23 protein-coding genes and 1 riboswitch are annotated in these 24120 nt (G+C 66.5%); of the genes, 18 read left to right on the plus strand and 5 right to left on the minus strand.

The window, feature by feature from the left end; genetic code table 11:
- The 4 genes from dnaA to C0099_RS00020 all read left to right on the plus strand — a co-directional run bounded on the left by dnaA (position 1) and on the right by C0099_RS00020 (position 6127).
- Positions 1-1401 (plus strand): chromosomal replication initiator protein DnaA, encoded by a 1401-nt coding sequence (gene dnaA / locus C0099_RS00005; RefSeq protein ID WP_173768931.1) that lies wholly within the window; start codon positions 1-3, stop codon positions 1399-1401.
- Positions 1402-1461: 60 nt separating this feature from the next.
- The gene (gene dnaN / locus C0099_RS00010) at positions 1462-2568 is read left to right on the plus strand and encodes a DNA polymerase III subunit beta (RefSeq protein WP_102245530.1); all 1107 of its coding nucleotides are present in this window, start codon (positions 1462-1464) and stop codon (positions 2566-2568) included.
- A gap of 180 nt (positions 2569-2748) precedes the next feature.
- Positions 2749-5232, plus strand: a complete 2484-nt coding sequence (gyrB, locus tag C0099_RS00015; protein WP_102245531.1) for a DNA topoisomerase (ATP-hydrolyzing) subunit B — start codon at positions 2749-2751, stop codon at positions 5230-5232.
- 10 nt (positions 5233-5242) lie between these two features.
- Positions 5243-6127: a DMT family transporter gene (locus C0099_RS00020; RefSeq protein ID WP_228151613.1), complete on the plus strand. Its 885-nt coding sequence runs from the start codon at positions 5243-5245 to the stop codon at positions 6125-6127.
- A gap of 23 nt (positions 6128-6150) precedes the next feature.
- Here the strand turns inward: C0099_RS00020 and C0099_RS00025 are convergent, their stop codons facing one another.
- Positions 6151-7419: a D-amino acid dehydrogenase gene (locus C0099_RS00025; protein ID WP_102245533.1), complete on the minus strand. Its 1269-nt coding sequence runs from the start codon at positions 7417-7419 to the stop codon at positions 6151-6153.
- 160 nt (positions 7420-7579) lie between these two features.
- Positions 7580-7673, minus strand: a riboswitch (glycine riboswitch).
- Positions 7674-7894: 221 nt separating this feature from the next.
- Between C0099_RS00025 and C0099_RS00030 the strand changes: the two genes are divergently transcribed.
- Genes C0099_RS00030 through C0099_RS15935 form a run of 3 tightly spaced genes read left to right on the plus strand, consistent with a single transcriptional unit; the run spans position 7895 to position 11381 of the window.
- Complete coding sequence (locus C0099_RS00030) at positions 7895-10081, plus strand: TonB-dependent receptor (RefSeq protein ID WP_102245534.1); 2187 nt, start codon at positions 7895-7897, stop codon at positions 10079-10081.
- The gene (locus C0099_RS00035; protein ID WP_102245535.1) at positions 10081-11229 is read left to right on the plus strand and encodes a PepSY-associated TM helix domain-containing protein; all 1149 of its coding nucleotides are present in this window, start codon (positions 10081-10083) and stop codon (positions 11227-11229) included. Before C0099_RS00030 ends, C0099_RS00035 begins: the two co-directional genes overlap by 1 nt.
- Entirely contained in the window at positions 11226-11381 is a 156-nt protein-coding gene (locus tag C0099_RS15935) for a hypothetical protein (RefSeq protein WP_164084835.1), read from the plus strand. Before C0099_RS00035 ends, C0099_RS15935 begins: the two co-directional genes overlap by 4 nt.
- A 7-nt stretch (positions 11382-11388) precedes the next feature.
- Here C0099_RS15935 and C0099_RS00040 read toward each other — a convergent pair whose 3' ends face one another.
- Both C0099_RS00040 and C0099_RS00045 read right to left on the minus strand, forming a co-directional pair.
- Entirely contained in the window at positions 11389-12249 is an 861-nt protein-coding gene (locus tag C0099_RS00040; RefSeq protein ID WP_102245536.1) for an HDOD domain-containing protein, read from the minus strand.
- 83 nt (positions 12250-12332) lie between these two features.
- A complete protein-coding gene (locus C0099_RS00045; RefSeq protein WP_123785200.1) occupies positions 12333-12578 on the minus strand; it encodes a hypothetical protein in 246 nt (81 codons plus the stop codon).
- Between the two features lie 84 nt (positions 12579-12662).
- Here C0099_RS00045 and alkB point away from each other — a divergent pair, with 84 nt between their 5' ends.
- The 9 genes from alkB (at position 12663) to C0099_RS00090 (ending at position 20159) form a co-directional block, all read left to right on the plus strand.
- Complete coding sequence (gene alkB / locus C0099_RS00050) at positions 12663-13301, plus strand: DNA oxidative demethylase AlkB (protein ID WP_102245538.1); 639 nt, start codon at positions 12663-12665, stop codon at positions 13299-13301.
- Positions 13302-13347: 46 nt separating this feature from the next.
- Complete coding sequence (locus C0099_RS00055; RefSeq protein WP_102245539.1) at positions 13348-13668, plus strand: MTH1187 family thiamine-binding protein; 321 nt, start codon at positions 13348-13350, stop codon at positions 13666-13668.
- The gene (locus C0099_RS00060; protein WP_102245540.1) at positions 13665-14621 is read left to right on the plus strand and encodes a succinylglutamate desuccinylase/aspartoacylase family protein; all 957 of its coding nucleotides are present in this window, start codon (positions 13665-13667) and stop codon (positions 14619-14621) included. Before C0099_RS00055 ends, C0099_RS00060 begins: the two co-directional genes overlap by 4 nt.
- A 4-nt stretch (positions 14622-14625) precedes the next feature.
- Positions 14626-15120: a pyridoxamine 5'-phosphate oxidase family protein gene (locus C0099_RS00065; protein ID WP_102245541.1), complete on the plus strand. Its 495-nt coding sequence runs from the start codon at positions 14626-14628 to the stop codon at positions 15118-15120.
- Positions 15117-16466, plus strand: a complete 1350-nt coding sequence (locus tag C0099_RS00070) for a GAF domain-containing protein (RefSeq protein ID WP_102245542.1) — start codon at positions 15117-15119, stop codon at positions 16464-16466. Before C0099_RS00065 ends, C0099_RS00070 begins: the two co-directional genes overlap by 4 nt.
- A 111-nt stretch (positions 16467-16577) precedes the next feature.
- The gene (locus C0099_RS00075) at positions 16578-17546 is read left to right on the plus strand and encodes a thiamine pyrophosphate-dependent dehydrogenase E1 component subunit alpha (RefSeq protein ID WP_102245543.1); all 969 of its coding nucleotides are present in this window, start codon (positions 16578-16580) and stop codon (positions 17544-17546) included.
- 1 nt (position 17547) lies between these two features.
- A complete protein-coding gene (locus tag C0099_RS00080; RefSeq protein ID WP_102245544.1) occupies positions 17548-18516 on the plus strand; it encodes an alpha-ketoacid dehydrogenase subunit beta in 969 nt (322 codons plus the stop codon).
- 13 nt (positions 18517-18529) lie between these two features.
- On the plus strand, positions 18530-18922 hold the full coding sequence (locus C0099_RS00085; RefSeq protein ID WP_102245545.1) for a cytochrome-c oxidase: 393 nt from the start codon (positions 18530-18532) through the stop codon (positions 18920-18922).
- A 52-nt stretch (positions 18923-18974) separates the two neighbouring features.
- Positions 18975-20159 carry an acyl-CoA dehydrogenase gene (locus C0099_RS00090; protein WP_102245546.1) on the plus strand — a complete coding sequence of 395 codons (1185 nt, stop codon included), beginning with the start codon at positions 18975-18977 and terminating at the stop codon, positions 20157-20159.
- A gap of 15 nt (positions 20160-20174) precedes the next feature.
- Here the strand turns inward: C0099_RS00090 and C0099_RS00095 are convergent, their stop codons facing one another.
- Entirely contained in the window at positions 20175-21140 is a 966-nt protein-coding gene (locus C0099_RS00095) for a recombination-associated protein RdgC (protein WP_102245547.1), read from the minus strand.
- Positions 21141-21186: 46 nt separating this feature from the next.
- Complete coding sequence (locus C0099_RS00100) at positions 21187-21669, minus strand: SRPBCC family protein (RefSeq protein WP_332870251.1); 483 nt, start codon at positions 21667-21669, stop codon at positions 21187-21189.
- Positions 21670-22018: 349 nt separating this feature from the next.
- Between C0099_RS00100 and C0099_RS00105 the strand changes: the two genes are divergently transcribed.
- Complete coding sequence (locus C0099_RS00105) at positions 22019-22747, plus strand: pseudouridine synthase (RefSeq protein WP_173768932.1); 729 nt, start codon at positions 22019-22021, stop codon at positions 22745-22747.
- Between the two features lie 199 nt (positions 22748-22946).
- Positions 22947-24086 carry an elongation factor P maturation arginine rhamnosyltransferase EarP gene (earP, locus tag C0099_RS00110; RefSeq protein ID WP_102245548.1) on the plus strand — a complete coding sequence of 380 codons (1140 nt, stop codon included), beginning with the start codon at positions 22947-22949 and terminating at the stop codon, positions 24084-24086.
- Positions 24087-24120: the final 34 nt, after the last annotated feature.

Below are 24120 nucleotides of genomic sequence, written 5' to 3' on the forward strand. Positions count from 1 at the left end.
GTGACGCACGAATTCTGGTCCTTCTGCCTGTCCCGCCTCGAGAGCGAACTGCCGCCGCAGCAGTTCAGCACTTGGATCAAGGCGTTGCGTGCCGACCAGGAGCAGCCGTCCGAGGGCCCCTCGCTGCGCCTGTGCGCGCCCAATCGCTTCGTGCTGCAATGGGTTCGCGACCGCTACCTCGGGCGCATCGGCGAACTGGGCGAGGAATTCCACGGCGAACCGATCGACCTGCAACTGGTGCTGCCCGCCAACGGCTCCGCCGTCCCGCCGCAGCCACGTGCCGCCCAGGCCGATCGCCCGGTCGAAGCCACACCGCCCGAAGCCGCGACGCCGCCCCCCAAACCGGCTCCGCGTCACGACCATGGTGAGCCTGGCTACGACAAGACGCGGCTGAACGGCGACTTCAGCTTCGACAACCTGGTCACCGGCCGCGCCAACGATCTCGCGCGCGCGGCGGCGATGCAGGTCGCGGAAAACCCGGGCACCTCGTACAACCCGCTGTTCATCTACGGCGGCGTCGGCCTGGGCAAGACCCACCTGGTGCATGCCATCGGCAACGCGGTGTTCGAGGCCAACCCGTCGGCGGTGATCCGCTACGTGCACGCCGAGGACTACTACGCCGACGTGGTGCGTGCCTACCAGCAGCAGAGTTTCGACCAGTTCAAGCTCTACTATCGCTCGCTCGACCTGCTGATCATCGACGACATCCAGTTCTTCAACAAGAAGACGCGCACCCAGGAAGAATTCTTCCACGCCTTCAACGCGCTGACCGAGGCCAAGAAGCAGATCATCATCACCTGCGACACCTACCCCAAGGACATCCAGGGGCTGGAGGACCGCCTGATCTCGCGCTTCGACTGGGGTCTGACCGTGCAGATCGAGCCGCCCGAGCTCGAGATGCGCGTGGCCATCCTGAAGAAGAAGGCCGAGGTGGTGCGCATCGACCTGTCCGACGACGTCGCCTTCCTGATCGCCAAGAACCTGCGCTCGAACGTGCGCGAGCTCGAGGGCGCGCTCAACAAGGTCGTCGCATTCGCGCGTTTCCACAACAAACCGATTTCGCTGGAGCTGTCCAAGGAAGCGCTCAAGGATCTGCTCAACGCGCACAACCGACAGCTCACCATCGAGCACATCCAGAAGACCGTGGCCGACTTCTACAAGATCAAGATCGCCGACATGCATTCGCGCAAGCGCACGCGCGTGATCGCCCGTCCGCGCCAGGTCGCGATGTGGCTGGCCAAGGAACTCACGCCGATGTCGCTGCCGGCCATCGGCGAGGCCTTCGGCGGGCGCGACCACACCACGGTGATCCACGCCTGCCGCACGATCACGGCCCTGCGCCTGTCGGACACGCAGCTCAACCACGACGTACACGTGCTCAACCAGGTGCTAAGGGGATGAGCGCGCTCAAGCAAGCCGAAACCGTGACCACCAACAACAACGACGGACGATTCTGACGCCATGCACTTGCTCACCACCACGCGCGACGCACTGCTCGCTCCGCTGCAGTCGGTCGCCAACATCGTCGAGAAGCGCCACACCCTGCCGATCCTGTCCAACGTGCTGATCGAAAAGCGCGGCGAACAGCTCACCATGCTCGCCACCGACATCGAGATCCAGATCCGCACCACCACCGCCGGCGATCTGGGCGGCGAGGACGCCAGCCTCACCGTGTCGGCGCGCAAGCTGCAGGACATCCTGCGCGCGTTGCCCGATGGTGCCGACGTCAACCTCACGCTCGACGACAAGCGCCTGACGGTGAAGACCGGCAAGAGCCGCTTCGCGCTGCAGACGCTGCCAGCGGCCGACTACCCGCGCATGAATCCGCCCGAGGAGAGCAGCGTGCGCTTCTCGGTCTCGCAGCGCGCCTTCAAGCGCCAGCTCGCGCAGGTCGGCTACGCGATGGCGCAGCAGGACATCCGCTATTACCTCAACGGCCTGCTCATCATCGTCGACGGCAGCGAGCTGCGCATGGTCGCCACCGACGGCCACCGCCTGGCCTTCGCGTCGAGCACGCTGGAATCCACGCACGAGCGCGCCGACGTGATCCTGCCGCGCAAGACCGTCACCGAACTCACGCGCCAGCTCGCCGACAGCGACGACCTGCTCGAAGTCGTGCTCGCCGGCAACCAGGCGGTATTCCGCTTCGGGCCCACCGAGCTCGTCTCCAAACTGATCGACGGCAAGTTTCCCGACTACGAGCGCGTGATCCCGCAGAACCACCCCAAGCAGGTCAATTTCGACCGCTCCGAACTGCTCGCCGCGCTGCAGCGCGTGGCCATCCTGACCAACGAGAAATTCCGCGGCGTGCGTCTGGTGATCGACGACGGCGTGCTGCGCATCAGCAGTTCCAACTCCGAACAGGAAGAAGCCGTCGAGGAACTCGAAATCGATTTCTCGGGCGAGGGCGCCGACATCGGCTTCAACGTCAGCTACCTGCTCGACGTGCTCGGCAACGTATCCAGCGACACCATCGAATGGCACTTCAACGACGGCAACTCGTCGGCCCTGCTGACCCTGCCGGGCAACGACAGCTTCAAATACGTAGTCATGCCCATGCGCATCTAAGGAAGACGCGCATAAACCTACTGCGCCCGTCCATCCCGCCCCTGCGATGCTCGCCATACCGGTGTATGGCTGCGCGTCTCGGGCCGGCCTGAACGGGCTCGCTACGGTTTCTGCACATCTTCCTGCGACGTCCCGAGTTTTTCTGCAACGAACGTTCTTTACGAATTACCTGAGAAGCCCATGTCCGAATTCCAGAACCGTCCGATCAACGAAGATTACGATGAATCGAGCATCCAGCAGCTCGAGGGCCTCGAGGCCGTGCGCAAGCGGCCCGGAATGTACATCGGCGACACCTCCGACGGCACGGGCCTGCATCACATGGTGTTCGAAGTCGTCGACAACGCGATCGACGAAGCGCTGGCCGGGCATTGCGACGACATCGTCGTCACCATCCACCCGGACAACTCCATCTCGGTCACCGACAACGGTCGCGGCATCCCGGTCGGCATCAAGATGGACGACAAGCACGAGCCCAGGCGCTCGGCCGCCGAGATGGTGATGTGCGAACTGCACGCCGGGGGCAAGTTCAACCAGAACAGCTACAAGGTCTCCGGCGGCCTGCACGGCGTCGGCGTGTCCTGTGTGAACGCCTTGTCCAAGTGGCTGCGCCTGACCATCAAGCGCGACGGCCACAAGCACTACATGGAGTTCTTTCGCGGCGTACCGCAGGATCGCGTGATCGAAGTCATCGACGGCGTCGAAATCAGCCCGTTGCGCGTGGTCGGAGACACCGCCAAGCGCGGCACCGAACTGCATTTCCTCGCCGACGAGGAAATCTTCGGCGACATCGAGTTCCACTACGAGATCCTCGCCAAGCGCCTGCGCGAGCTGTCCTTCCTCAACAACGGCGTCAAGATCCGCCTGGTCGACCAGCGCAACAACAAGGACGAAAACTTCGCCTTCGCCGGCGGCGTGAAAGGCTTCGTCGAATACATCAACCGCAGCAAGAGCGTGCTGCATCCGGTCGTCTTCCACGCCGCGGGTGCCACGCAGATTCCCACGCCTGTGGGCGAGGCCGAACTGTCCGTCGAAGTCGCGATGCAGTGGAACGACTCCTACGCCGAACAGGTGCTGTGCTTCACCAACAACATCCCGCAGGCCGACGGCGGCACCCACCTCACCGGCCTGCGCGCGGCGATGACGCGCGTCATCAACAAGTACATCGAAGAGACCGAAATCGCCAAGAAGGCCAAGGTCGACATCAGCGGCGACGACATGCGCGAGGGCCTGGCCTGCGTGCTTTCGGTCAAGATGCCCGACCCCAAGTTCGCCAGCCAGACCAAGATGAAGCTGGTGTCCTCCGAAGCGCGCCCGGCGGTGGAAGAAGTGGTGGCCAGCAAGCTCTCCGACTTCCTGCTGGAAAACCCCATCGACGCGCGCACCATCTGCGGCAAGATCGTCGAGGCCGCGCGCGCGCGCGACGCCGCACGCAAGGCGCGCGAAATGACGCGCCGCAAGGGCCTGCTCGACGGCGTCGGCCTGCCCGGCAAGCTCGCCGACTGCCAGGAGAAGGACCCGGCCCTGTCCGAGATCTACCTGGTCGAGGGTGACTCCGCCGGCGGCTCCGCCAAGCAGGGCCGCGACCGCAAGTTCCAGGCCATCCTGCCGCTCAAGGGCAAGATCCTCAACGTCGAGAAGGCGCGCTTCGACAAGCTGCTGCAAAGCCAGGAGATCGCCACGATGATCACCGCGCTGGGCACCGGCATCGGCAAGGACGACTACAAGCCCGAGAAGCTGCGCTACCACCGCATCATCATCATGACCGACGCCGACGTCGACGGCGCCCACATCCGCACCCTGCTGCTGACCTTCTTCTACCGCCAGATGCCGGAGCTGGTCGAGCGCGGCCACATCTACATCGCCCAGCCGCCGCTCTACAAGATCAAGCACGGCAAGGCCGAGCACTACATCAAGGACGACAACGAGCTCAACCAGCACCTGCTGCGCATCGCGCTCGACAACGCCTCGCTGGTCCCGCGCGTGGGCGCCGACCCCATCGTCAACGAGGCGCTGGCCGGGCTGGCGCGCGCCTACCTGCTCGCCGAGGCCGTCATCAACCGCCTCGCCAGCTACATCGACCCGGCCGTGCTGCACGTCATGCTCGCGCGCAACATCCCCGTCAGTCTCGAATCCGAGGAAACCACGCGCGCGGCGGCCGAAGCGCTCCATCCCTTCCTGCCCGACGACATCCGCGTGTTCGCCGACTACGACGACGAGTCCGAAAAGTGGCGTCTGGCCATCGAGCGCATGTACCACGGCAACCGCCGACTCAGCGCCATCGAGGAAGACTTCATCGTCTCCGGCGACTACCGCAGCATCCGCACCGCCGCCGAATCCATCGCCGACCTGATCGGCCCCGGTGCCGAAGTGCGTCGCGGCGAAAAGTCGCAACCGGTCGCGACCTTCTCCGACGCGATCCGCTGGCTGCTCGCCGAGGTCGAACGCAACCTGAGCAAGCAGCGCTACAAGGGTCTGGGCGAAATGAACCCGGAACAGCTGTGGGAAACCACCATGGACCCGGAAGTGCGCCGCCTGCTGCGCGTGCAGATCGAAGACGCCATCGCCGCCGACGAGATCTTCACCACCCTGATGGGCGACGACGTCGAACCCCGCCGCGCCTTCATCGAGAGCAACGCGGTGTACGCGCGCAACATCGACATCTGAGCCACGCGCCTTGTCCGAGCCGACCCGCGCGCCGTTGTCCGACCACACACGCGGCCTGCTTGCAGCCGGCATTGTCGTGCTGTGCTGGTCGGGTTTCAACATCGTCTCGCGCGTGGGCTCCACCGGGGCGCTGACACCCTACGACATCGCGGCGCTGCGCTTCGCGGTGTCGGGGCTGCTGGCGCTGCCGTTCTTCCTGCGCATGGTGCCGGTGGCCGAGTATCCGCGCTATTTCGTGCTGGCGATGGTCGCCGGCGTGGGCTATTCGCTGCTGGCGTATTCGGGCTTCGCGTATGCGCCGACGGCACACGCGGGCGTGTTCATCAACGGCGGGATTCCGTTCTGGACGGTGATCCTGGTCGCGGTGACGGCGGGATTTCACCTGTCGCGGCGGGTGCTGGTGGCGCTCGGCACGACCTCGGCCGGCCTGTTGCTGATCGCCGGCAAGAGTCTTGGCGAGATCGGCGATTCGGACGTGTGGAAGGGCGACGTGCTGTTCCTGATCGCGGCGCTGTTGTGGGCCGTGTTCGGCATGCTCGGTCGCCACTGGAAGGTGCCGCCTCGCAGTGCCATCGTCGGCATGGCGGTGATTTCGCTGGTGGTGTACACGCCGGTCTACCTGCTGTGGTTGCCCAAGACCATCGCCACCGCGCCGATGGGCGAGATCGTGCTGCAGGCCGTGTATCAGGGCATCGTCGCGGCGCTGCTGGCCGGCGCGATGTACACCTATGCCTGTCAGACCATCGGCGTGTATCGCGCCTCGATGACGCTGGCCATCGTACCGGGGGCCTCTGCGATCGGCGCCTGGATTCTGCTCGGCGAAGCGCTCACGGTCACGGCGATTGCCGGGCTTGCGCTGGTGTCGATCGGCGCGCTGCTGTCGGCGCGGCGCTGAGGGCGCCGCGCCGATCATCACCCTCAGGCGTTGCCCGGACGCAGTTGCGCCGGCACCTGCACCATAGGTGCGGCTTCACCCGCAGCGGCAACCACGCCGGCGATCAGGTCGGCGGTGGCTGCCGACAGCGTCCAGCCCAGGTGGCCGTGGCCGGTGTTGTAGAACACGTTGGCGCGGCGACCACGACCGACGCGCGGCATCATGTCCGGCATCATCGGCCGCAGACCGGCCCACGGCACGACCTGGCGCGTGCTCACGCCGGGGAAGCAGTGGTTCACCCAATCCACGAGCGGGCGGATGCGGTCGGCGCGGATGTCCCTGTTGTAGCCGTTGAACTCGGCCGTGCCGGCCACACGGAAGCGGTCCGGGCCGAGGCGGCTGGTGACCAGCTTGGTCTCGTCGTCGAGCAGGCTGACCCACGGCGCACTGCGCTGACTGCGCTCATCGGTCAGATTTACGGTGATCGAGTAGCCCTTGACCGGATAGACATTCACGCGGTCGCCGAGCTGGCGCGCGAACTCGCGGCTCGCCACGCCGGCGCACACCATCAAGGCGTCGAAATTCCACACGTCCTGGCGGCCGTCGACCACGGTCGTCACGGAGGCGTGCTCGCCGTCGCTGTTGAGCGCCACCACGTCGCGGCCGAAGATGCTGCGCACGCCCATGCGGTCGAGCGCGGCCGACAGGCCCACGGTGAACTTGTGGATGTCGCCGGTGGAATCGCTCTCGGTATAGAAGCCGCCGTAGTAGTTGCCGGCCAGCGTCGGCTCGATGGCGCGCATCTCCTCGGGCGTCACCGCGCGGCGTTCCAGCCCGCCGGCGGCGAGCAGCTTCGTCACCTCGGCGGCATGCTCGAAGCCCGCGCGATCACGGTAGATGTGCAGGATGCCGCGCTTCTCGCAGTCGAAATCGATGCCCTCGGCCTCGGCCCAGGCGAACAGGTGCTCACGCGCGGCCACGGCCAGCCGCGCGGTCTCCACGGTGTTGTCGCGATAGTGCGGGATGCTGGCCAGGAACTGCGCGAACCACGACAGCTTGTGCCACGAGGGCTTGGGGTTCACCAGCAGCGGCGCGTCCTTGCGCAGCATCCACTTGAGGCCCTTGAGCACCGTGCTCCAGTGCGTCCAGGTTTCCGCGTTGGACGCCGAAAGCTGGCCGCCGTTTGCGAACGAGGTCTCCATGGCGGGATAGCGGTGCTTTTCGAACAGCGTGACGGAATAGCCTTTGCGGGCGAGCGCGTAGGCGCTCGTCACCCCGGTGATGCCTCCACCGATGACGGCAATGGTCTTCATTGGAACGGTCTCCAGACGTCAGGGGTTGGGGTGTTCGCACGACATGTGCGCAACACGCCCCCTCTGTCCGGTACCTGAGAGATTCACGCCAGCCTTGCAGGCGACGCTTGCTCCTTCGGTGTGGCGGGTGACGAACCCGCCAGCTCTTCAGAGATGGATGTCGATCCGGTCGGTCCTTTTGCCTGAGAGTTTCCGGGGCGGTTGCTCCTTCGGCGCCGCGCCGCGATGGCGACGGTCTCTCCCGATCGGGTCCCGGCGTGAGCCGGCGATAGACGGCTTTCAGTGTAACCACAAGCGCAACGCAAGGAAACCCCGCCGCACTTCGGGACACGCACGCGGCTCGCTTACGGGCCTTGCGACGCGGATGAACGACACATCCGACTTGAAACGATTACTGTAAACGCGAATAATTCGCTTTCTTTTTACGTTTCTGACGACAGTCGCAGCTTCGCGCGCACCCCACGAGGTTTCCCACGTGCATTCCCTCCGTCACCCCTTCCGTCTGGGCGCGCTCGCCGCCGCGCTCGTGCTCGCCGCCCCCGCGCTGGCGCAGTCCGAGGCTGCCGCCGAAGATGCCGTCCGGCTCGATACCGTCACCGTCAACGCCAGTGCCGACGCCTCGGCCGAGGGTCTGGCGCCGGCCTATGCCGGCAACCAGGTCGCGCGCGGCGGGCGCGTCGGCGTTCTGGGCAACCGCGACGCGATGGACACACCGTTCAACGCCACCGCCTACACCAGCGAACTGATGCAGGACCAGCAGGCCAAGAGCGTCTCGGACGTGATGCAGAACGACGCCTCGGTGCGCACAGCGCGCGGCTTCGGCAATTTCCAGGAACTCTACGTCATCCGCGGCTTCCCGGTGTTTTCCGACGACATGGCCTACAACGGCCTGTACGGGCTGCTGCCGCGCCAGTACGTCGCGGCCGAGCTGCTCGAGCGCGTCGAGGTGCTGCGCGGCGCCAACACCTTCATCAACGGCGCCGCGCCCGGCGGCAGCGGCATCGGCGGCTCGGTCAACCTGCTGCCCAAGCGCGCGCCCAACGATCCCTTGAACCGCCTCACGGTCGGTGTTGAAAGCGGCGCACAGGGCTATGTCGCGGCCGACGTCGGCCGACGCTTTGGTGATGACGGCGAGAACGGCATCCGCATCAACGCCGCGCGCCGCGACGGTGGCACCGCCATCGACGACGAGCGCCGGCGTCTGGACGTGCTCGCGGTGGGGCTGGACCATCGCGGCAGCAACTTCCGCCTGTCGGCCGACATCGGCCATCAGGATCACGACATCGACGAGCCACGCCCCAGCGTCACGCCCACCGGCGCCGCGCCCTCCGCGCCGGATGCGTCAAACAACTTCGCGCAGCCGTGGACCTTCTCGAAGGAACGCCAGACCTTCGCCACCTTCCGCGGTGAATTCGACCTCACCGACGACGTCACGGCGTGGGCCGCCGCCGGGGTGCGCGACGGCGACGAGAAGAACCGGCTGGCCAACCCGCGTGCGATGTCCGACGGCTCGACCACCGCCTACCGCTTCGACAACGTGCGCGAGGACGCCGTGTCGACGGGCGAGATCGGCATACGCGGACGTCTCATCACCGGCGCCGTCTCGCACGAAGTGGTGGCCTCGGCCAATATCTTCCGCATGAGCTCGCGCAACGCCTACGCATTCTCCGACTTCGCCGGCTTCGCCAGCGATCTGAACGATCCGGGCGACGTCGCACCGCCCGACGCCGATTTCTTCACCGGCGGTTCGATGTCTTCGCCGCATGTGACCGAGCGCACCAACACGCGCAGCGTCGCGCTCGCCGACACCATGGGCTTCCTGGACGATCGCCTGCTGGTCACCGTCGGCGCACGCCACCAGACCATCGCGCAGCGCGGCTACAACTACAACACCGGCGCCAAGGAATCGGACTACGACAAGAGCGAGGTGACGCCGATGGCCGGCGTGGTGTTCAAGCTCAACCCGCAGGTGTCGCTCTACGCCAACTACGCCGAAGCGCTGGTCAAGGGCGACATCGCGCCCGCAGTCAGTGGCGGCCAGCCCATCGACAACGCCGGCGAAGTGCTCGCCCCCTACGTCTCCAAGCAAAAGGAAGCCGGCGTGAAATACGACGGCGGGCGCCTCGGCGGCAGCCTCGCCTTCTTCACCACCGACAAGCCGTTCACGACCGTCGAGAACGGCGTCTTCGGCGCCAACGGCGAGCAGCGCAACCGCGGCATCGAACTCACCGTGTTCGGCCAGCCGCTGCACAACCTGCGCGTGCTCGGCGGCCTGACCCTGCTCGACGCCCAACTGAAGAAGACCGCCGGCGGCGCGCTCGACGGCAACGACGCCATCGGCGTGCCCGACAGCCAGCTCAACCTCGGTGTGGAATGGGACGTGCCGGGCATGCCCGGTCTGACCTTGACCGGCCGTGCGATCCACACTTCCAAGCAGTACATCGACGAGGCCAACGACGAGCGCATCCCGTCGTGGACGCGCTTCGACGTCGGCGCCCGCTACATCACCGACATCGGCGGCCAGGTCATGACCTTGCGTGCGCGTATCGAAAACCTCGCCGACCGCGATTACTGGGCCTCGGCCGGCGGCTATCCGGGAGCCAACTATCTGGTGCTGGGCGCACCGCGCACCTTCACGCTGACCGCGAGCTTCGACTTCTGATGACGCCCGGCGCGATCCGTCGCTGGAGCTGGGTGCACAAGTGGTCCAGCCTGGTGTGCACGCTGTTCATGCTGGTGCTGTGCATTACCGGCCTGCCGCTGATCTTCAGTCACGAGATCGACCATCTCACCGGTGACGAAGTCGAAATGCCGCGGCTGCCGGCAGGCACGCCACACGTTTCGCTGGACCGCGTCGTCCGCGCGGCCGAGATCCATCACCCGGGTCTCGTGCCACTGTATCTGTTCGCGGGCGACGACGAACCCGATCTGTGGCTGGCCAAGATGGACACGCGCGTCGACACCGACGAACGCCTGGCACGCTTCGCCTACGTCGATGCGCGCAGCGCCGAGATTCTCGGCGAGCCGAACTTCGGCGAAGGCTTCATGAGCGTGATGTACCGCCTGCACGTCGACCTCTACGCCGGTCTGCCGGGCAAGCTGTTCCTCGGCGCCATGGGCCTGTTGCTGCTGGTCGCACTGGTCTCGGGCGTGGTGCTCTACGCGCCGTTCATGCGCAAGCTCAGATTCGGCACCGTGCGCAACCAGCGCAGCCACGCCCACTGGCTGGACCTGCACAATCTGATCGGCATCGTCACGCTGGTGTGGGCACTCGTGGTGGGCTTCACAGGCGTCATCAACACCTGGGCCGACCTCATCCTGCAGGCCTGGCAGCGTGACCAGGTCGCGGTGTTGCAGTCGGGTGGTGCGCAGACGCTGCTGGCCCCCGATTCGCGCGTCGCCGCACCCGCCGACGGCAGCCTGCAGGCCGCGGTCGACCGCGTGCTGGCCGCCGCGCCGGGGATGAAGGCCGACATGATCGCCTTCCCCGGCACGCTGCGCGCGACGCCCGATCACTTCGCGGTGATGCTGCACGGCGACACACCGCTGACCTCGCGCATGACCCGTGCGGTGCTCGTCGATGCACACAGCGGAGAAGTGCTCGAAGCAGCCGGGCGACCCTGGTACGTCACCGCCTTCATGATCTCCGAGCCGCTGCATTTCGGCGACTACGGCGGCCTGCCGATGAAAATCCTGTGGGCACTGCTCGACGTGCTGACCATCATCGTGCTGACCAGCGGACTCGTGCTGTGGTGGCGCAAGCGGGCGAAATCCCCGGCCGAGGCAATCGATGCGGAGCCGCAGACATGATGCACATCTGGCGCTGGCCCATCGTCATCGGCCTGTTCTCGGTCTTCGGCCTGATCGCGGCACTGGTCGCGGATGGTCTTGGCGACGTCGTAGCGTGGATCGCACTGGGCGTGCCGGTCGCCGTATCCGCGTGGTTCGGGCTGCGTCGCTGAACCCGCCTCAACCGGCGTACTCGTGCGCCAGCTCCTGCCGCCGCGCCTCGATGGCCTCGGCAAGACCGGTGTACAGCGCCCCCAGTTGGCGCGTGTCCGCATCCTCTCCGGTCCACTCGAACATGGCCCCGGCGAGGATGTTGGCCGCGTAGACGACCTCGCCCAGATCGCGCGGCGGCTCGGTCAGCGGGGCGCGCGGGTGATCGTGGTCGCGCACGGCGTCCACCACTTCCGCAGGCAGATCGAGCGCGAAGAGCAGCGATTCGCCGATGCTCTCGTGCCACTGCGCAATCAGGTGGCGCACGGTATCGGGACGCTCGCGCAGTTCTTCGTACTGGGCGGCGCGATAGAGCATGTAGAACGCCCCCAGGTCATGCACCAGCCCGGCGAACAGCGCCTCGTCGGCTGCAATGCGCGGTTCGAGTTCGCGCGCGATCACCTCGGCGGCGGCCGCCGCATGCAGCGAGTGCGCCCACAACTGGTCGGACAACTGCTTGAAACGCACCAGTTCCTTGGCGCGCACGAGCTGGTTGAGCGCGACGGCCAGCGCAGCCTTACGCACCGAGTTCATGCCCAGGCGCTTGATCGCGCCATCGACGTCACGCACCTTGCGCGTGGCCCCTTGCGAGACGGAATTGGCGAGGTGGATCAATCGAGCGCAGATCAGCGGCTCGCCACGCATCAACGCGACCAGTCGCGAAACCGAGATGTCCGGATCACGCATGGCGTCGCGCACGCGCAACACCGCGTCGAACGAGGTCGGAAACACGACTTCGCCGGACATTTCCTCGGCAATGTCTTCGAGCATGCGCAGGCGCTGCTGCTTGAGCGCCTCGCCTTTCTTGTCTGGATGGCTTGCGGAGGTCATGGAATGGGGGAGTGTCGTAAACGCCCCCGATTCTAGGCCTGCAAAGCCTCGGCGTGTTGACCTCGAGCAAGCGCGGACGGCGCTCAGCGACGACGTCGTGCTTGTCTGCTGCCCCGGCCCGGGTGGTCGGCGCGATGGCGGCTGCGCAAGACCATGACCAGGATGCCGACCGCGACGAGAATCGCGCTGAATCCCATCACCACAGGATTGAAGCCGGTCGCCGCCGGGGCAAGAATGCCACCGCCGACATAGGCGTAGGGCAGGGATTCGTAGATTGGTGCTGGCACCATGGAGACACCTTCGGCAATGACGATTTCATTGAAGATCAAGACCGGAGCCACTACAAGCGAAACCTTGACGCGTCGTCTCGTCGCGATCCATCGTGTGGACCCGCCATTGAGCTGCGCTCACCGATGAACCACGAACTGTTCTCCGACGACACGCCACTGCCCATCGGCGACGGCGCACTGCTGTTGCGTGGTTTCGCGCTCGGCGTGGACGACGCGCTGCTCGAAGCCGTCGACGCCGTATCGGCCGAAGCGCCCGCACGCAGGCTATGCACCCCGGGCGGCCATCGCATGTCGGTCGAGACCACCAGCTGTGGGCGCTGGGGATGGGTATCGGACGCTGCCGGCTACCGCTATGCCGAATGCGATCCGGTCTCAGGGCGGGCCTGGCCGGCGATGCCCGAACCCTTGCGGCGAATCGCCGTGGCTGCCGCCGCGCGTGCGGGCCATGCGCACTTCGACCCCGATACCTGTCTGATCAACCGCTATGCCCCCGGGGCGCGAATGGGTCTGCACCAGGACCGCAATGAACACGACTTCTCACAACCCATCGTGTCCGTGTCGCTGGGCCTGCCCATCGTCTTCCAGTTCGGCGGTCTGCAACGATCCGACCGCCCGCAGCGCGTGCCGCTCGCCCATGGCGACGTTCTCGTCTGGGGCGGGCCCACACGCCTGGCCTTTCACGGCGTCCTCACCCTCAAGGCCGGCATTCACCCCCTCACCGGGGCCTCGCGCATCAACCTGACCTTCCGCCGCGCCCGTTGATCGCACGGGCTATACTGGTCCTTCCCCGAGTTTTCCGGAGTGACGCATGCAAGTCATCGTCGATATCGCCATCGTCCCGATCGGCGTCGGCAATACCTTGTCGCCGTGGGTTGCCGCCTGCGAGCGCGTGCTGCGCGAGGCCGGTCTGGAGCCGGTACTGCACGCCAACGGCACCAACGTCGAGGGCGACTGGGACGAGGTCTTCGGCGCGCTGCGCCGATGTCACGAGACCCTGCACACCATGGGCGCGCCGCGCATCTCCACCAACATCCGCCTGGGTACGCGCACCGACCGCGCGCAGACCATGGCCGAGAAGATTGCCGCGGTCGAAGCCGAACTGGCTCCCAAGGAACCCGACCCGCAATGAGCCCACTGCCGCCGCTGCACTTCGCCGCCCACAGCTTTACCGGACTGGAAGCAGGCCCCCGTCTGGTCGTGCTCGGTGCCGTGCATGGCAACGAAGTGTGCGGCAGTCTGGCGATCCGTCGCATCCTCGCGGCGATCGAGGCGGGTGAAATCGTCATACGGCGCGGGCACGTGAGCTTCGTGCCGGTTGCCAATCCACTGGCCTGGCATAACCGCACGCGCGAAGGTGAACGCAATCTCAACCGTCGCCTGCAGCCCACCGACGCTCCCACCGAATTCGAGGATCACGTCGCCAACTGGCTGTGTCCTCTGCTCGACGCCCACGACGCACTACTCGACTTGCATTCCTTCCACACCCCGGGCGAGCCCTTCGTGATGCTCGGCCCGGACGACAACGACGGTCCGCTCGAACCGTTCGCACGCGCCGCCGAGGAGCGTGCGCTGGCCCGTTGCCTGGGCGTCGGCCGCTTCGTCGACGGCTGGCTCGACACTTATGCGCGCGGTGTCGAGCGACGCCGCTTGCGCGGCTGCGGTGACGCCGATCCGCACTACGGCGTGGGCACCACCGAGTACATGCGCAGCCGTGGCGGCTATGGTCTGACCGTCGAATGCGGCCAGCACGATGATCCGGCGGCGATCGACCTCGCCGAACACTGCGTTCGCGCCACCCTCTCTCATCTGGGGCTGATCGACGACACGCCGCCCGAACCCGCGCGGCGGATCGAGCACATGCGCATTGTCGAAGTCATCGACAAGACGCACGACGACGACGTCTTCGCCCGCGACTGGGAGAGTTTCGATCGCCTGCAGGCGGGCGAGGCCATCGGCACCCGCGCCGACGGGACCGTCGTCACTGCTGAACGTGACGCCTGCATCCTGTTTCCGAATCCGGACGCCACAGCCGGCCAGGAATGGTTCTATCTGGCCGTGGCGATCGCACAACCGACGCCCTGAGTCCATGAACCCGCCGCAGGCCGTGCGCATCGACGACGAACTCGCCCGGTTCATCGGTGGCGAGGTGTCGATCAGCGTCGGCAGTTGCGATGCGGCACGCCTGCCCAACCTCACGCGCGGCTTCGGTTGCCGCGTCTGCGACGGGCACGAACGCATCCGCATCTTCGTCAGCCGCGCGCAGTCACGCGCGGTACTCGCGGACCTGGCCACCAACCGACGCATCGCCGTGGTGTTCACGCTGCCGGCCACGCACCGCACGGTGCAGTTCAAGGGTACGGACGCGCGCGTGCTGTCGCTCGCCGACGGCGACCTCGAATGCGTGCGACGCTACCGCGAGGGCTTCGTCGCACACCTGGCGGCCCTGGGCTTCGGTGCCGACACCGTCGCACATATGGTCGGCTGCCCCGACGACGAACTGGCGGCTATCGAGTTCACGCCCGACGCGGCCTTCACGCAGACCCCCGGCCCGCGCGCCGGCCAGCCGCTGCGCCAGCCATGAACACGATCCGCCTGGATCTGATCCGCGAGTCGCTGGAGGGCACCATCCCCGGCATCGTCGCGACCTGCTCGGCCGACGGCATGCCCAACGTCGCCTACCTGTCGCAGACCGAATACGTCGACCAGCGCCACATCGCGCTGTCCTACCAGTTCTTCAACACCACGCGCCGCAACGTGCTGGAGAACCCGCACGCGCGGCTGATCGTCACCCATCCGCAAAGCGCCGAGCGTCACCGCCTGCTGATCCGCTATCTGCGCACCGAGACCGCCGGCCCGCTGTTCGAGCGCATGCGTGCCAAGCTCGCCGGCATCGCCTCGCACACCGGCATGAGCGGCGTGTTCCGCCTGCTCGGCTCCGACGTCTATGCGGTGCTCGACATCGAACGCGTCCCCGCCGCGGCCCTGCCGGCCGCGCCGCCACGGCGCAGCCTGCTCGCAGCCCTGCGCGCCACGACCGACACAATGGCTGCCGCGGCCGATCTGGAAACCTTGCTGACCGACACGCTGGCCGCGCTCAAGCGTCACTTCGGCATGGGCCATGCCATGGTGCTGATGCTCGACGCCGCCCACGAAAAGCTGTACACGGTGGCCAGCCTCGGTTACGAGCGCTCCGGCGTGGGTTCCGAGATCCGCGTCGGCGACGGCGTCATCGGCATGGCCGCGCGTCACGCGACGCCGATCCGCATCGGCCACATGACGCTGGACGCCGCCTATGGCCGCGCGATCCGCGCCGAGGCGCTCGACGGCGGCCTGGCCGGCGCACTCGAGACCGAGATTCCGCTGCCGGGCCTGCCCGAATCGCGCAGCCAGCTCGCGGTACCCGTTCGCGCCGCCGGGCGTCTGCTCGGCATCCTGTATGCCGAGAGCGCGCAGGACCTGCGCTTCGGCTACGACGAAGAAGACGCACTGGCCGCGCTCGCCGCCCAACTCGGCGCCGCGGTGCTGCACCACCAGCACGCCGCCGACACGCACGACGATGCCGCGCCGACCGAACCCGTCATGCCCGCCGGCACGCCGGTCGAGGTACGCCGCTATGCCGAGAACGACAGCGTTTTCCTCGATGGGGAATACCTCATCAAGGGCGTGGCCGGCACCATCCTGTGGGCGATGCTGCACGACTACACCGACCGGGGTCGCGTGCGCTTTTCCAACCGCGAGCTGCGACTGGATCCGCGCATCCGCCTGCCGGACCTGTCGGACAATCTCGAGGCGCGGCTGATCCTGCTGCGCCGTCGCCTCGACGAGCATGACGCCTGCGTGCGCCTGGTCAGCGCCGGGCGCGGCCTGCTGCGGCTCGAAGTGCGCCGCCCGCTGCGGCTGGTCGAGGTGGCCGGGCCGCCACGCTGAAAATTCGCTATGCCCATCCTAAAAGACTGTTAAGGCAAGACATTCCAAGCGGCTGTGCGCATACAGTGGGCTCCTCGCCGGCACCCCGGTCCAGCCCGCAAGGAGCACACCATGACCCCTCTCCCGCGCAGTGCGCGCGAACTGCTCGAAACCCTGTTGCTGATCCGCGGCTACGAGGAAACCGTGATCGCGCTCAACGCCGCCGGCGACGGCCCCGGCACCTGCACCTCGGTCGGCCAGGAAGCCTCGGCCGCCGGCGTCGTCGCGGCGCTCGCGCCGCACGACCGCATCCTCACCAACCACCGCAGCGCCGGTCATCTGCTCGCCCGCGGCGCCGACCCCGGGCGCATGCTGGCCGAGGTACTCGGCCGCAGCACCGGCTACTGCAAGGGCAAGAGCGGCCATCTGCACATCACGGCCAGCGAGCTGGGCGTGATCCTGACCTCGACCATCGTCGGCGGCAGCCTGTCGCTGGCGCCGGGCGTGGCCTTGTCGCAGACCATGACCCGCGAGGACGACGGCATCGTCGCCTGCTTCTTCGGCGACGGCGCGGCCTGCGAGGGCGTCTTCCACGAGTCGCTGAACCTCGCCGTGATGTGGAAGCTGCCGCTGCTCTACGTGTGCGAGAACAACCAGTGGCAGGCCTACGTGCACCGGCGCGAGACCATGCCGTCCGACAGCGTATCGACGTGGGCGCACAGTCACGGACTGCCCGTCGCCACCGTCGACGGCAACGACGTGCTGGCGGTGCAGGAAGCCGCACGCACCGCCGTCGAACACATCCGCCGCCATCGCACGCCGTACTTTCTGGAAACGCTGACCTACCGCACGCGCGGTCACGTCGAGCCCGACGATCAGGCCTACGTGAATGCGGCCGAACTGGCCGCGTGGAAGGCCCGCGATCCGGTCACGCTGCTATCGCAACGCCTCCTCGATGCCGGCACCCTCGATCGCGCCGGCATCGAGGCACTCGAGCGCCACGTGCGCACACGCCTGGACACGGCGCTGGCCTTCGCCAAGGACTCGCCGTTTCCCGAACTGTCCGAACTGACCACCGACGTCTATGCCGAGGAGAGCTGACATGACTTCCATGACCGTCAACGACGCCGTCTCGCAGGCGCTGTCCGATGAAATGCGCCGCGACCCGAGCGTGCTGATCTTCGGCGAGGGCGTGGCCACCAAGCGCACCGCGCTGCTCGCCGAGTTCGGCCCCGCGCGCGTGCGCAACACCCCGCTGGCCGAGGGCATCCTCGCCGGCACCGCCGTGGGTGCGGCCGCCACCGGGTTGCGCCCGGTCGTCGATCTGCTGTTCGCGCCCTTCCTGTGCTTCGCGATGGAGGAGATCGTCAACAGCGCCGGCAAACTGCGCTACATGTCAGGCGGACAGGCGCGCTTCCCGCTGGTGGTGCTGGCACAGACCGGCGCCGGCTGGGGGGTGGGCGCGCAGCACAACCACAACATCGAGGCCTGGTTCGTGCACAGCCCCGGGCTGAAGGTCGTGATGCCGTCCTCGGCCGCCGATTTCAAGGGACTGCTTGCCGCCGCCATCCGCGACGACAACCCGGTGATCTTCTTCATGGATCTGGCGCTGGGCTTCGAATCCGGCGAGGTCCCCGAAGGCGAGCACCGCGTGCCGCTGGGCCGCGCCCGCACGCTGCGCGCCGGTCGCGACGTCACCCTGGTGAGCTACGCCAAGACCGTGCATGGCTGCATGCAGGCGGCCCGAAGCTTGGCCGACGACGGCATCTCGGCCGAGGTCATCGATTTGCGCACGCTCAAGCCGCTCGACACAGGGGCAATCCTCGCCTCCGTACGCAAGACCGGCCGGCTCGTCGTCGTACATGAAGCCTCGGCTCCGTGCGGCGTCGGTGCCGAAGTCGCGGCGCTGGTTGCCGAGCACGCCTTCGACGCACTCAAGGCACCGGTCCTGCGTCTGACCGGACCGGATGCGCCGGCGCCGGCCTCGTGGCCGCTTGAACAGGCCTTCGTGCCGCAGGCCGACGCCATCGCGGCAGCCGCCCGGCGCCTGGTCGACACCGTCACCGCCTGAAAGGAATTGCGCCATGCATGTCACCGACTCCACCCCGCCCGCGTCGCGCTGGCTCAAGCTCGCGGTGCTCTACCTGCTCGCCGCGATCGCACTGGGCGTCGCGATGGGCGTCAGCGCCAACTTCACGCTGCGCCCCGTACACGCCCATGTCGCCCTGCTGGGCTGGGCCTCGCTGGCGCTAGCCGGACTCATCTACGGCCAGTATCCGCGCGCCGCAGCGAGCTGGCTGGCGCGTGTCCACTTCTGGATGCACAACCTCGGCCTGCCGCTGATGATGGTCTCGCTCGCCTTGATGCTCCACGGCATCACCGCGGCCGGTGGTGTGCTGCTCGCCTCCGAGGGCATCTTCGCGGCCGGCTGCCTGGCGTTCGCCTTCAACGTCTTTCGCAACCTCGGGCCGGCTTGACGCTCCGCCGTCGCGGCGCGATGCTGGCGATCCGACCCCGAGGAGGACCGTCATGGCTGCCAACCGACCGAGCTTCGATCGCGACGATCCGCTGCGCCTGACCGATCAGCTCAGCGAGACCGAGCGCATGGTGCGCGACAGCGTGCGCGAATACTGCACCGGGCAGCTGATGCCGCGCGTGCTGCATGCCTTCCGCGAGGAACACACGGACCGCGAGATCTTCCGCGAGATGGGCGAGATGGGCCTGCTGGGTGCGACGATCCCCGAGGAATACGGCGGTGCGGGACTCGACTACGTCGCCTACGGCCTGATCGCGCACGAGGTCGAACGCGTCGATTCGGGCTACCGCTCGATGATGAGCGTGCAGTCCTCGCTGGTGATGCTGCCGATCCACCGCTTTGGCTCCGAGACCCTGCGTCACCACTATCTGCCGCGCCTGGCCAGCGGCGAGATCGTCGGCTGCTTCGGCCTGACCGAACCGGATCACGGCTCCGACCCGGCGAGCATGGCCACGCGCGCGCGCCGCGCCGAAGGCGGCTGGCGCATCACCGGCGCCAAGACGTGGATCACCAACAGCCCGATCGCCGACGTGTTCGTGGTTTGGGCACGCGACGAGGAAGGCGAGATCCGCGGCTTCGTGCTCGAGCGCGGCTGGCACGGCCTGTCCGCGCCGGTGATCCACGGCAAGGTCGGCCTGCGTACCTCGATCACCGGCGAGATCGTGCTCGATGACGTCTTCTGCCCCGATGCCAACGTGCTCGACGTGCGCGGGCTCAAGGGCCCGTTCACGTGCCTGGATTCGGCGCGCTACGGCATTGCCTGGGGTGCGCTGGGTGCGGCCGCCTGGTGCTGTGAAACCGCGCGCGACTACGTGCTCGACCGCAAGCAGTTCGGTCGCCCGCTGGCCGCCAACCAGCTCGTGCAGAAGAAACTCGCCGACATGACCACCGAGATCGCGCTGGGTCTGCAGGCCTGTCTGCAACTCGGTCGCATGAAGGAAGCGGGCCTCGCGCCGGTCGAGGTCACGTCGATGCTCAAGCGCAATTCCTGCGGCAAGGCGCTGGACGTGGCACGTACCGCACGCGACATGCTCGGCGGCAACGGCATCTCCGACGAATACGGTGTCGCGCGCCACCTCGTGAACCTCGAGGTGGTCAATACCTACGAGGGTACGCACGACATCCACGCGCTGATCCTGGGCCGCGCCATCACCGGCATCCAGGCCTTCACGGCATAAGGCGCGAGCGCCCGTTCAGGCGGCTTCCTCCCAGGGAGGCATCGCGCCGGTGGCCGTTACCGTCACCGGCGTCGGCGCGTCCGCTTCGAGCTCGCCGCCCAGCGCGTCGAGCAGCGCCGGCAGCAACCGCGCCAGTTCGGCCGTCATCAGCGCGAACGACGCATCGAACAGTGCCTGCGCATCGTCTGCCCCCGCATCCTCGACGCGTTCCTTGACCACGTCGAGAAAGTCCAGGCGCTTGATTTCCAGCGTCTCGGTCAGCACGAAGCTGAGCCGGTCGTCGAAGGTCAGCGCCAGACGCGTGGGCAGCTTGCCGGCCTCGAGATGACCGCGCACTTCTTCGCCGTCGAGCGCATGGCGCACGTAGCGCACTGCCGCCTTGTCCTCGGTCAGCGAGCGCAGTTCGCAGTCCTGGTCGATCGTGAAACCGGCGGGCGCATCGCCACCGGCCAGCCAGTCGGCCATCGCCGACGCAGGCGAGCGTTGCGTGCGCAGCAAGGCCAGCGACAGGGTGTCGAGCGCGTCACGCAGCGTCTCGAGCACGTCCTCGGCGCGCTTGCGACTGGCCGCATCGACGGCCAGCCAGCCGCGTACCGGATCGATCCACGCGAAGACCTTGCGCCGACGCGTGAACGCACGCGGCAGGAACTCCTGCGTGATCTGCTCGCGCAGCTCGCGCATCTGCTTGCGCCCGGGTTTGAATCCCTGTTGCGCGGCGATGTCCTCGGCGCGCTCTTCGGCCTCCTGCTTGACCACCGCAGCCGGCAACAGGCGCTGTTCGACACCCAGCGCGATCAGCCACTGATCGCCGACGCGATGCACCAGCCGATCATCGCCGCAGGGCGATGCCCAGCCGCGGGTTTCCATGTCCTGGCTGCCGCAGGACTGGAAGCGACGGCTTGCGAGCTGTTGCTCAAGCGCGTCGGCGGTGATGTTCCACGGCGCCGGCAGACGGTAGACCTGCAGATTCCTAAACCACATGAAAGCTGTTTCCTGACGAATTGCCGCACCCGGCGGGGCGGCGATGTTACTGCATACGACCCGATGAGACGATGGCCCGGATGACGCGCACGGTGTCGATGTCGGACTCGTGATAAGCGGAACGGACGAACTGCGCGATCATGTCCGGCCCGTCGTCGTTCTCTTCCTGCAGCGTGGTCGCGTACATGAAGCGCAGCACCAGTTGTTCGGGCACGGGTTCTTCGATGCGGATGGTCAGCGTCCCACCTGCATGTTCAGCCGTTCTTTCGGCCTCGAAGGTCACCGACTCCATCGGCACCATGGTGACACGGTCACGAATCTTGAGTTCACCGAAGTCGAGTTCGCGCAACAGTTCGTCGCCACGACGGTCGAGCACCGAACACCCTTCCAGTCCCGGTAGAAAAGGGGCTGGATTCTCGACCCTGCAGAGCAGACCGAACCACAGTTCTTCCCGCGAAATGTCCTCAAGCAAAGGGTTGTCGGGCTCGTTTACGATCACGACATGTTCAAACTTCACGACCTTCTCCACCTTTGACGCCGACACAGTCTAACGCGGTTCTCATCTGCTCCAAGGCCCTTTGAATCCGGCGAAACGGTGGGTCATCTGTTCCTTTGTGTACTTTTCTTTAAATATAAAACCTCTTTAATAATGCTCGCGCCAAAGCTGTGGGTAAGCCTGTTTTCTGCAGTGCAATCGGGCACTTGGCTTCGGGATTACGTGGGGGGCAAACGGGTGCGCTCCATGGGGGCCCGTTGTGGAGCAAAACCGCCAATGGCGATTGCAGCCGTGTTGTCCACAATCGCCGAACAACTTGTGCGCCTGCCTTTCCCCAACAATCAGGCGCGCCAAGTGTGGCGTCCGCGATACACTGCGGCGCATGAAGATCGAACGCTTGTTGCAATCGCAGGGATTCGGTACCCGTAGGGAGTGCCGCGCCATGTTGCGCGCCGGCCTGGTCGAGATCGACGGGCAGACCGTCGACGACCCCTTTGCCGAAGTCGATGCGCAGGGCCTGAACTTCGTTGTCGACGGTGAGCACTGGCAGTACCGTGAGCGTGCCTGCCTGATGCTGCACAAGCCGCTCGGCTACGAATGTTCGCGCGACTCGCGCCATCACCGTTCGGTCTTCGAGCTGTTGCCGCCACAACTGGCGGGCCGGGGCGTACAACCGGTGGGGCGGCTCGATGTCGACACGACCGGTTTGCTGCTGCTCTCGGATGACGGGACCTTCATCCACGCCTGGAGTTCGGGCAAGCGCCGCATCCCAAAACGCTACGAGGTCGTCACACGTCATCCGGTCGATGACGCGATGGTCGCGACCCTGCTCGATGGTGTGTTGCTGCGGGACGAGCGCGCGCCCTTGCGGGCGGCTGCCTGCGAACGCCGTAGCGAGTGCGCGCTCGAGATGGTCGTGACCGAGGGGAAATACCATCAGGTGCGCCGCATGGTGGCGGCCGCGGGAAATCGCGTCGAAGCCTTGCATCGCAGTGCGATCGGCGGTCTCGAACTGCCTGCCGACCTGCCCGTGGGCGAGTGGCGCTGGCTCGGCGATGCGGACCTGCAGCAATTGCAGAATTACACTGCAACGCCCATGCCGATTGAATGAAGCACGCAGTGTCGTGGGATTTCGCAAGCTGTGGACAAAGTTGTTGACTTCGTCGCTTTGGTGAAACACACGCAGTAAAGCCCATCCCACAGTCGTGTTTGCATAGTACTTTCGTTAGGCGTGAATCCACTGCGTTCTTGATGACAAGCTATTGTCTTGAAAGGATTTAGTTGCTGGAATGAACCCTCCAGGGCATTTCATGAAGGCATCGATCTCGCACCCCGGCCGCCGTTGGACGATCTTCTGCAGCGTTGTGGATAACTTCGGGGATATCGGCGTGTGTTGGCGGCTTGCGCGCACTCTTGCGGTGCATCATCGGCAGCATGTCCAACTGCGAGTCGATGACTGGGAAGCGCTTCGCAGGCTGTGTCCTGACACTTCAGCGCAGCCAGTGCCGTGCAGCATCGACGGCGTCGAATTGATCCCCTGGGCGCATGAAGCCGTTGTCGAGGCCGACGTCGTCGTGGAGGCCTTCGCGTGTGAACTGCCCGAGATCGTGTTGCATGCCATGGCGTGTCGACGTCCTCCGCCGACGTGGATCAACCTCGAGTATTTGAGTGCGGAAGACTGGGTCGAGGGCTGTCACCGCATGTGCTCGCCGCATCCGCAACTGCCGCTGCTCAAGCACTTCTTTTTCCCCGGTTTCACGCCGCGTACGGGTGGCCTGCTGCGCGAACCCTCGCTGTTGTCCGCGCGTGACGCGGTGATCGACGACCGGACGGCGTGCCGCGCGCTATTGTCTGCGCGAACTGGCATCGAGGTGGGCGAAGACGTGCTGGCGGTCTCGCTGTTCTGCTATGCACAGGCGCCGCTGCCCGCGTTGCTGGACATCTGGGCGAGCGGGAAGCGTCCGGTGCTGCTGCTGGTGCCCGAAGGCTGCTCCACGGATGCGCTTACGCGCCATTTCGGTGCGGCTCCGGGTCGGCCCGGAAGCTACCATCGCGACCGTGCGCTGCAAGTGGTCGTGCTGCCGTTTACCGATCAGGACACGTACGACCGCTTGCTGTGGGCCTGCGACCTCAATTTCGTGCGCGGCGAGGATTCCTTCGTGCGCGCGCAATGGGCGGCGCGGCCCTTCGTGTGGCAGGTCTACCCGCAACGCGAGCATGCCCACCGCGACAAGCTCGACGCCTTCATGGTGCGGTTCGGCGACGGTCTGGATGCGAAAAGCACGCAGGCACTGACCGCGTTCTGGCGCGCATGGAACGGATTCGGCGAGGTGGTGACGACCTGGGCGGACTTTGCGGCGGCGTTGCCGGCGCTTCAGGCGCATGGCAGGGCGTGGGCGACGCGGCAGGCGGCCTTGCCCGACCTTGCGTCGAGCCTGGTCGACTTTTGAGAAACTGGCGTATAATCAGCGGTTTTTAAAAATT

The sequence above is a fragment of the Pseudazoarcus pumilus genome, assembly GCF_002872475.1.
Classification (GTDB): domain Bacteria; phylum Pseudomonadota; class Gammaproteobacteria; order Burkholderiales; family Rhodocyclaceae; genus Pseudazoarcus; species Pseudazoarcus pumilus.

Excerpts from the sequence above, each read along its gene's own strand:
- dnaN (WP_102245530.1), top strand. The coding sequence starts at position 1,462 with ATGCACTTGCTCACCACCACGCGCGACGCACTGCTCGCTCCGCTGCAG.
- gyrB (WP_102245531.1), top strand. The coding sequence starts at position 2,749 with ATGTCCGAATTCCAGAACCGTCCGATCAACGAAGATTACGATGAATCG.
- C0099_RS00025 (WP_102245533.1), bottom strand. The coding sequence starts at position 7,419 with ATGAAGACCATTGCCGTCATCGGTGGAGGCATCACCGGGGTGACGAGC.
- C0099_RS00035 (WP_102245535.1), top strand. The coding sequence starts at position 10,081 with ATGACGCCCGGCGCGATCCGTCGCTGGAGCTGGGTGCACAAGTGGTCC.
- C0099_RS15935 (WP_164084835.1), top strand. The coding sequence starts at position 11,226 with ATGATGCACATCTGGCGCTGGCCCATCGTCATCGGCCTGTTCTCGGTC.
- C0099_RS00040 (WP_102245536.1), bottom strand. The coding sequence starts at position 12,249 with ATGACCTCCGCAAGCCATCCAGACAAGAAAGGCGAGGCGCTCAAGCAG.
- alkB (WP_102245538.1), top strand. The coding sequence starts at position 12,663 with ATGAACCACGAACTGTTCTCCGACGACACGCCACTGCCCATCGGCGAC.
- C0099_RS00055 (WP_102245539.1), top strand. The coding sequence starts at position 13,348 with ATGCAAGTCATCGTCGATATCGCCATCGTCCCGATCGGCGTCGGCAAT.
- C0099_RS00060 (WP_102245540.1), top strand. The coding sequence starts at position 13,665 with ATGAGCCCACTGCCGCCGCTGCACTTCGCCGCCCACAGCTTTACCGGA.
- C0099_RS00065 (WP_102245541.1), top strand. The coding sequence starts at position 14,626 with ATGAACCCGCCGCAGGCCGTGCGCATCGACGACGAACTCGCCCGGTTC.
- C0099_RS00070 (WP_102245542.1), top strand. The coding sequence starts at position 15,117 with ATGAACACGATCCGCCTGGATCTGATCCGCGAGTCGCTGGAGGGCACC.
- C0099_RS00075 (WP_102245543.1), top strand. The coding sequence starts at position 16,578 with ATGACCCCTCTCCCGCGCAGTGCGCGCGAACTGCTCGAAACCCTGTTG.
- C0099_RS00080 (WP_102245544.1), top strand. The coding sequence starts at position 17,548 with ATGACTTCCATGACCGTCAACGACGCCGTCTCGCAGGCGCTGTCCGAT.
- C0099_RS00085 (WP_102245545.1), top strand. The coding sequence starts at position 18,530 with ATGCATGTCACCGACTCCACCCCGCCCGCGTCGCGCTGGCTCAAGCTC.
- C0099_RS00090 (WP_102245546.1), top strand. The coding sequence starts at position 18,975 with ATGGCTGCCAACCGACCGAGCTTCGATCGCGACGATCCGCTGCGCCTG.
- C0099_RS00095 (WP_102245547.1), bottom strand. The coding sequence starts at position 21,140 with ATGTGGTTTAGGAATCTGCAGGTCTACCGTCTGCCGGCGCCGTGGAAC.
- C0099_RS00105 (WP_173768932.1), top strand. The coding sequence starts at position 22,019 with ATGAAGATCGAACGCTTGTTGCAATCGCAGGGATTCGGTACCCGTAGG.
- earP (WP_102245548.1), top strand. The coding sequence starts at position 22,947 with ATGAAGGCATCGATCTCGCACCCCGGCCGCCGTTGGACGATCTTCTGC.